The 6,962-nt window shown below is 64.4% G+C and carries 5 protein-coding genes; 1 reads left to right on the top strand and 4 read right to left on the bottom strand.

Translation table 11 applies throughout. The features are described 5' to 3' along the window. Positions 1–233: 233 nt before the first annotated feature. Together glgX and radC are read right to left on the bottom strand one after the other, a co-directional pair. The gene (gene glgX / locus IF803_RS41930) at positions 234–2,357 is read right to left on the bottom strand and encodes a glycogen debranching protein GlgX (protein ID WP_461196095.1); all 2,124 of its coding nucleotides are present in this window, start codon (positions 2,355–2,357) and stop codon (positions 234–236) included. A gap of 351 nt (positions 2,358–2,708) precedes the next feature. After that, a complete protein-coding gene (gene radC / locus IF803_RS41925) occupies positions 2,709–3,422 on the bottom strand; it encodes a RadC family protein (RefSeq protein WP_461196094.1) in 714 nt (237 codons plus the stop codon). A gap of 137 nt (positions 3,423–3,559) precedes the next feature. On the opposite strand from radC, the gene IF803_RS41920 reads away from it, so the two are divergent. Beyond that, the gene (locus IF803_RS41920; RefSeq protein WP_461196093.1) at positions 3,560–4,279 is read left to right on the top strand and encodes a DNA-3-methyladenine glycosylase I; all 720 of its coding nucleotides are present in this window, start codon (positions 3,560–3,562) and stop codon (positions 4,277–4,279) included. Positions 4,280–4,326: 47 nt separating this feature from the next. Here IF803_RS41920 and map read toward each other — a convergent pair whose 3' ends face one another. Continuing rightward, entirely contained in the window at positions 4,327–5,151 is an 825-nt protein-coding gene (gene map / locus IF803_RS41915) for a type I methionyl aminopeptidase (RefSeq protein WP_016844429.1), read from the bottom strand. A 167-nt stretch (positions 5,152–5,318) separates the two neighbouring features. Continuing rightward, a complete protein-coding gene (locus tag IF803_RS41910; RefSeq protein WP_028340442.1) occupies positions 5,319–6,635 on the bottom strand; it encodes a mechanosensitive ion channel family protein in 1,317 nt (438 codons plus the stop codon). Positions 6,636–6,962 lie beyond the last annotated feature (327 nt).

Here is a 6,962-nt window from a genome sequence, read left to right as displayed (position 1 = left end):
ATGTGTATAAGAGACAGGCTCTGTCCAGCGGATCAGCGAAGCGTAATCCGCCATTCCGCGTGCGGATCGGCTCCAACCTCCCCTTGAAAAGGGGAGGTCGCTTTGCTCGCCAGAGCAAAGCGGGTGGGGATCTGCTCTCTCGGCTTGCAGCATCGCCTGTGGCTGACCCCCATCCCGACCTTCCCCCTTTCAGGGGGAAGGCGTAGCCCGGATTACGCTGCGCTCCATCCGGGCTACGGGGATGACTTCACCTCGCCCGCCGTAAGCAGCACGAACGAACGCCCCGCCGCCTTGTACGTGCCGTCGAACGCAAACTGCGCGCCCGGCGGCTCTTCCGGCGCATTGGTATCCAGCAGCAGCGACCAGCGCGGGCCGGCTGACGTCGGCGGCAGCTTGAAGTCGACCTCGCCGTCATAGCTGTTGAGGATGACAAGCACGGTGTCGTCCTCGCCCTCGCGCGCGATCGCGGTCTTGCGCGCGCGGCCGTCGAGCACGACGCCGAAACATTTGATCCAGCCGGTGGTCCAGTCGGCCTGCGTCATCTCCACGCCTGCCGTGTTGATCCAGACCACGTCGCGGATCTCGAGCTGCGGATCGCGATCGCCGGAGAGGAAGCGGCTGCGGCGCAGGATCGGATAGTCGCGCCGCAGCTTGATCATCCGCTTGGTGAAAGCGAGCAGCTTCCCGGCGTCGTCGGAAAAATTCCAGTCGAACCACGAAATGTCGTTGTCCTGGCAGTACGCATTGTTGTTGCCGCGCTGGGTACGGCCGAACTCGTCGCCGCCGAGCAGCATCGGCGTGCCCTGCGAGGCCAGCAGCGTCGTCAGCATGTTGCGCTTCTGCCGTTCGCGCAACGTGCGGATATCCGGATTGTCGGTCGGGCCCTCGGCGCCGCAATTCCAGGAGTGGTTGTCCGACGAGCCGTCATTGTTGTTCTCGCCGTTGGCCTCGTTGTGCTTGTTGTTGTAGCTCGCCCAGTCGTTCAGGGTGAACCCGTCATGGGCGGTGATGAAGTTGACGCTGGCCCAGGTGCGGCGGCCCTCGCGGTTGAACACGTCGTGCGAGCCGAGCAGCCGCGGCGCCAGCGCGCCGGGCGCCGCCTCGCCGCGCCAGAAATCGCGCACGACGTTGCGATACTTGTCGTTCCATTCCGCCCAGCCTGGCGGGAAGCCACCGACCTGGTAGCCGCCGGGACCGCAGTCCCAAGGCTCGGCGATCAGCTTGACGGTCGCGAGCAGCGGGTCCTGGTTCATCGCCTTCAGGAAGCCGGACTGCTCGTCGAAGCCGTAGACCTCGCGCGCCAGGATGGTGCCGAGATCGAAGCGGAAGCCGTCGACGTGCATGTGGCCGGCCCAGTAACGCAGGCTGTCCATCACCATCTGGATCACCCGCGGATGCGACAGGTTCACCGTGTTGCCGGTGCCGGTGTCGTTGATGTAGTAGCGCCGCTTGTCCGGCAGCAGCCGGTAATAGCTCGCATTGTCGATGCCCTTGAACGACAGCGTCGGGCCGCGCTCATTGCCTTCGGCTGTATGGTTGTAGACGACGTCGAGGATCACCTCGAGGCCGGCGCCATGCAGCCGCGACACCATCTCCTTGAATTCGCGCAGGCTGTTCGGCACGTCGGCGGCGTAGCGCGGATCCGGCGCGAAGAAGCCGATGGTGTTGTAGCCCCAGTAATTGGTGAGGCGCTTGTCGAGGAGGTTGCTGTCGTTGATGAAGGAATGCACCGGCAGCAGCTCGACCGAGGTGATGCCGAGCGCCTTGAGATGATCGATCGCGGCGTTCGAGCCGAAGCCGGCATAGGTGCCGCGCAAATGTTCGTCGACGCCCGGGTGCTGTTTGGTAAACCCCTTGACGTGGGTCTCGTAGACCACGGTCTCGTCCCAATGCACGTCCTGCCGCTGCGCTTCCTGGACCCAGTCGAAATTGGGATCGACCACCACGCATTTCGGCATGAACGGCGCGCTGTCGCGCTCGTCGAAGGTGAGGTCGTCGCCGCTCTCCATCTTGTAGCCGAACGCCGCCGGATTCCAGGTCAGGCTGCCGGCATGGGCGCAGGCGTAGGGATCGAGCAGCAGCTTGTTCGGATTGAAGCGGTGGCCGCCGTCCGGCTGGTAGGGACCGTAAATGCGATAGCCGTAGAACGTCCCCGGCTGCACGCCGTTGATGAAGCCGTGAAACACCTGGTCGGTATATTCGGGCAGCTCGAAGCGGTGGGTCTCGCGCTCGCCGTCGAACAGGCAGACCTCGACCTTGGTGGCGTTGGCGGAAAACACCGCGAAGTTGGTGCCGTGGCCGCTCCAGTGGGCGCCCAGCGGATAGGGCAGCCCCTCCTCAATGACGTAATCGGACATCGGTCCCCCAGCCATGAGATCAACCTGCAACAAACGCCGCCGCGCGGAAAACGTTGCATGGGCTAGTTTAGCGTCAGTTGCGCTTGGTTCGTATGACGCGGACGGAACGAGATGCAAGGCTCGGCAAGAGATGTCGCGAGAATGCGGACGTATGACTCTCCGCCACAATCTCGATGTCGTCCCGGGCAAGCGCAGCGCGACCCGGGACCCATAACCACGAAAGCAAATTGGCTTGCAAAGCTGGAGCCACGGTGTGCTTCGACAACGCAACCCCGTGGTTATGGGTCCCGGCCCCCGTGCGCAATTGCGCACTAGGCCGGGACAACAGCGGAGGGCTTGTCGAGTCCAATGCTAAATCAACCGCATGCCCTTGAAGCTGGTATGCCCGTTCTTGCCGACGATGATGTGGTCGTGCACGGCGATCCCGAGCGGCTTGGCGATGTCGATGATGGCCTTCGTCATCTGGATGTCGGCCTGCGACGGCGTCGGGTCGCCGGACGGATGATTGTGCACCAGGATCAGTGCGGTGGCGGACAATTCCAGCGCGCGCTTGATCACCTCGCGCGGATAGACCGGGGTGTGATCGACGGTGCCGGTCTGCTGCACCTCGTCGGCGATCAGCTGGTTGCGCTTGTCGAGGAACAGGAGGCGGAACTGCTCCTTGTCGGCGAACGCCATGCCGGTGCGGCAATAGTCGATGACGTCGTCCCAGGATGACAGCGCGATGTTGCGCCTGATCTCGCCCTTGGCGATCCGGCCGGCGGCGGCGGCGAGCAGCTTGATCTGGTTGATCGAGGCATCCTTGACGCCCTCGACCTCGCGCAGCCGCGCCACCGGCGCGTGCACCACCTCGGCGAAGGAGCCGAACTTCTTCAACAGCGCCTTGGCCAACGGCTTGGTGTCGCGGCGCGGAATCGCGGCGAACAGCGCCATTTCCAATAGCTCGTAGTCGGTCAGCGCGTCGGGCCCGGCCGCATAGAAGCGCTCGCGCAGCCGTTCGCGATGGCCGTGATAATGCGGCGTCTCGCCGGCTTCGTCGTCGCTGGTATCGGGCTTGGCGGGCATCGGCCACAACCATGCCGTGCCTGCCGCATTTTGCAAGGGCCGATGCCGGGGGGGCGATGCCGCTCCGGTTTGCCACGACGCGACCGGCGAATTACCGTCGGCTGCAACGGTTCGAGAGCAAAGAGGGGGAGGGCGGCGTGACATCATTCAAGGTGATCCGCTCGCGCGCCGAGAAGCGCAAGGGCGGGCCGAAGGCGCTGGAGAAGCTGTTGCGGCCGCCGGCGGGCGCCAAGGCGCTGGCCAAGCTTGGCGACGACCGCGTGCTGGCCGAGATGACCAGGCGCGTGTTCTGCGCGGGCTTTGCCTGGAGCGTGATCGACGCCAAATGGCCGGGCTTCGAGGAGGCGTTCCTCGGCTTTCAGCCCGCCAAGCTCGCCTTCAAGCCCGACGAATTCTGGGAGAAGCTTGTCAGCGACGCCAGGATCGTGCGCAACGGCGCCAAGATCATGTCGGTGCGCGACAACGGCCGCTTCGTGCAGGAGATCGCGCGCGAGCATGGCAGCTTCGGCAAATTCCTTAGCGCCTGGCCGTCATCGGATGAGGTCGGACTGCTCGAGCTATTGGCCAAGCGCGGCAGCCGGCTCGGCGGCAACACCGGACAGATGCTGCTGCGCTTCCTCGGTTGGGACGGTTTCGTCACGTCGCGCGACGTCGTCGCCTGCCTGCGCGATGCCGGCCTCGATATCGCCGAGGAGGTCAAGTCGAAGCGCGATCTCGCCAGGGTGCAGGCGCAGTTCAACGCCTGGGCGGAGGAGACCGGACTGTCCTATCTGCATCTGTCGCGGATCTGTGCGATGTCGATCGGAGAGAACCATACGCCCGAGGAGATCGTCGAGCGCACGCGGAGCGACTACTGAACTTGCCGAGGATGACTGGACCTGGATCCGATTACACCTGAACCCGATTACACCTGAACCCACGGCTTCTCGCCATGGCGTTCGGACAGCGTGAAGATCTCGACGCCGTCGGCGGTGACGCCGACCGAGTGCTCGAATTGCGCCGACAGCGAACGGTCGCGGGTCACCGCGGTCCAGCCGTCGGACAGGATCTTCACATGCGGCTTGCCGAGATTGATCATCGGCTCGATGGTGAAGAACATGCCGGGCTTCAAGGGCGCGCCCTCGCCGGGGCGGCCGATATGGATGATGTTCGGCTCGTCGTGGAACAGGCGGCCGAGGCCGTGGCCGCAGAAGTCGCGCACCACGCTCATGCCCTGCGGTTCGACATAGCTCTGGATGGCATGGCCGATATCGCCGGTGGTGGCGCCGGGCTTCACCGCGGCGATGCCGCGCATCATCGCCTCATAGGTCACCTCGATGAGCCGCTCGGCCTTCCGCGCGATGGCGCCGATCGCATACATGCGGCTGGAATCACCGTACCAGCCGTCGACGATGAAGGTGACGTCGACATTGACGATGTCGCCTTCCTTCAGCGGCCGGTCGCCCGGCATGCCGTGGCAGACCACGTGGTTGATCGAGGTGCAGGTCGAGTAGCGATAGCCGCGATACATCAGCGTCGCCGGATAGGCGCCGTGGTCGAAGGCGAACTTGCGGACGAACTCGTCGATGACCGAAGTCGGGATGCCCGGCTTGACGATATCGGTGAGCGCGTCGAGGCATTTCGACACCAGGGCGCCCGCCTTGCGCATGCCGGCAAAGCCGCTCGGTCCGTGCAGCTTGATCTGGCCGGTCTTGCGAAGCGAGGTGTCGGTGGCGTCGATATAGCTCATGGGCGGGCTGTTTCTGCGGGCAAGGGGCTGATTTCAGGCCCTAATTTAATGATCGGCGCGCCCGGCGCAAGCCAAGCTTGGGCATGGGGACATGTCCAAACGGCTTGATTTCCGGGCACAATTCGGAACAGCGGCCACCGCTCCTGCAAAAAGATTGTGCTCGAGGGTCAGTTCGAGACCTCGACCACGCTCTCGACCGGCAGCGCGCCGCCGCGGATGCGGAGTTCCCGCACCGGGTAGGGCACCCGGATGCCCTGCTGCTTGAAGGCGTCCCACAGCGCCAGCATGACGTCGCTCTTCACATTGTCCATGCCATCGGGGTCGGCAATCCAGAAGGTCAGCGAGAACTTCATGCCGAGCTCGGCGAATTCGGTGAGGATGCAGTTCGGCGGCTTGCCCTTGAGCGCGCGGGCATGGGCCGCGGCGGTATCGATCGCGAGCTTGCAGACCAGCCTTGGATCGGCGTCGTAGTTGACGGCGAAAGCGATCTTCACCAGCGTATTCTTGTCGGTGTAGGTCCAGTTGGTGACCTTCTGCGTCACGAGGTCCTCGTTCGGGATCAGGAACTCGCGGCCGTCGCCGGCGGCGACCGAGATGTAGCGGGTTTTCATCGCGCTGATGCGGCCCTGGCTGTCGCCGATGGTGACGAGGTCGCCCGGCTTCACCGACTTGTCGACCAGCAGAATGATACCCGAGATGAAGTTGGCGACGATCTTCTGCAGGCCGAAACCGATGCCGACGCCGACGGCGCCGGACAGCACCGCCAGCGCCGACAGATTGATCCCGACCGCGCTCAAGGCAATGGCGACCGCGACCACCATCAGGCCGATGCGAATGATCTTGACCAACAACACCTGGATCGACGGGGTCAGGTCGGTCGAGCGGGTGATCTGGCCGTCGATGAAATTGCTGGCGATATTGCTCAGCCACAGCGCCACGATCAGCAGCGCGCCGGCCTTGATCAGCAGCAGCGGCGTCAGCCGCAGACCGCCCACCACGACGGCGAACGAATCCAGCGTCTCGGCGGCCCAGTCGAGCTGGCCGATGATGCTGAGCGCGGCAACCACCCAGGCTGCGATCGAGACCAGCTTGACGATGAAGGCGTTGTCGATCACCGAGGTGACGAGGCGGATCACCAGCCAGGCCAGCGCCAGCTTGGCGGAGACCGCGATCAGATAGCTGCGGCTCGGCCAGGTCGCGTGCCACATCACGATGCGCGAGATGATCATCAGGACCGCGAACACGGCGGTGGAGGCGCTCTTCACCATCACGCGGGCGAAGTGCCGAAGCGGCAGCGGCCAGCGCATCGCCAGCGACGCCATGTCGACCCGCGCATGAATGGCGGTATCGGCGGCGTAGGCGAGGCCCGCGGCGGCGAGGATGATGCCGAACTGCAGATAGAACCAGGGCGAGGCGACCTCGGCGCCAACCGAGCGCGCCGCCATTTGGATCGATTCCAGGACGTCCTTCAGGCTCATGTCCATCGGCAAATTCTCAACTTGCAGTGCGGGTCAGCCAAATGTGATTCGAATGCCCAGCGAGAATCCCACAAAGGCGCTCACGCGACCATCGATACAACACAGTGTCGAGGCGACCTAGGGCATGTTGAAGCTGGGTCGAATCGGCGCCGCGAAGATGCTGCGCTCCCTCTCCCGCTTGCGGGGGAGGGCTGGGGTGGGGGTTCTCTCCGCGAGTCGCATCGAGGAGAGAGCCCCCACCCGCATCGCATCTACGATGCGATGCGACCTCCCCCGCAAGCGAGGGCTTTGCGCAAAGGCGAATCTGCGATTCTCTAAGACCGATCTGAAGGG

This window comes from Bradyrhizobium sp. UFLA06-06, assembly GCF_054820065.1.
This window is presented reverse-complemented; position numbering and strand designations above follow the sequence as displayed.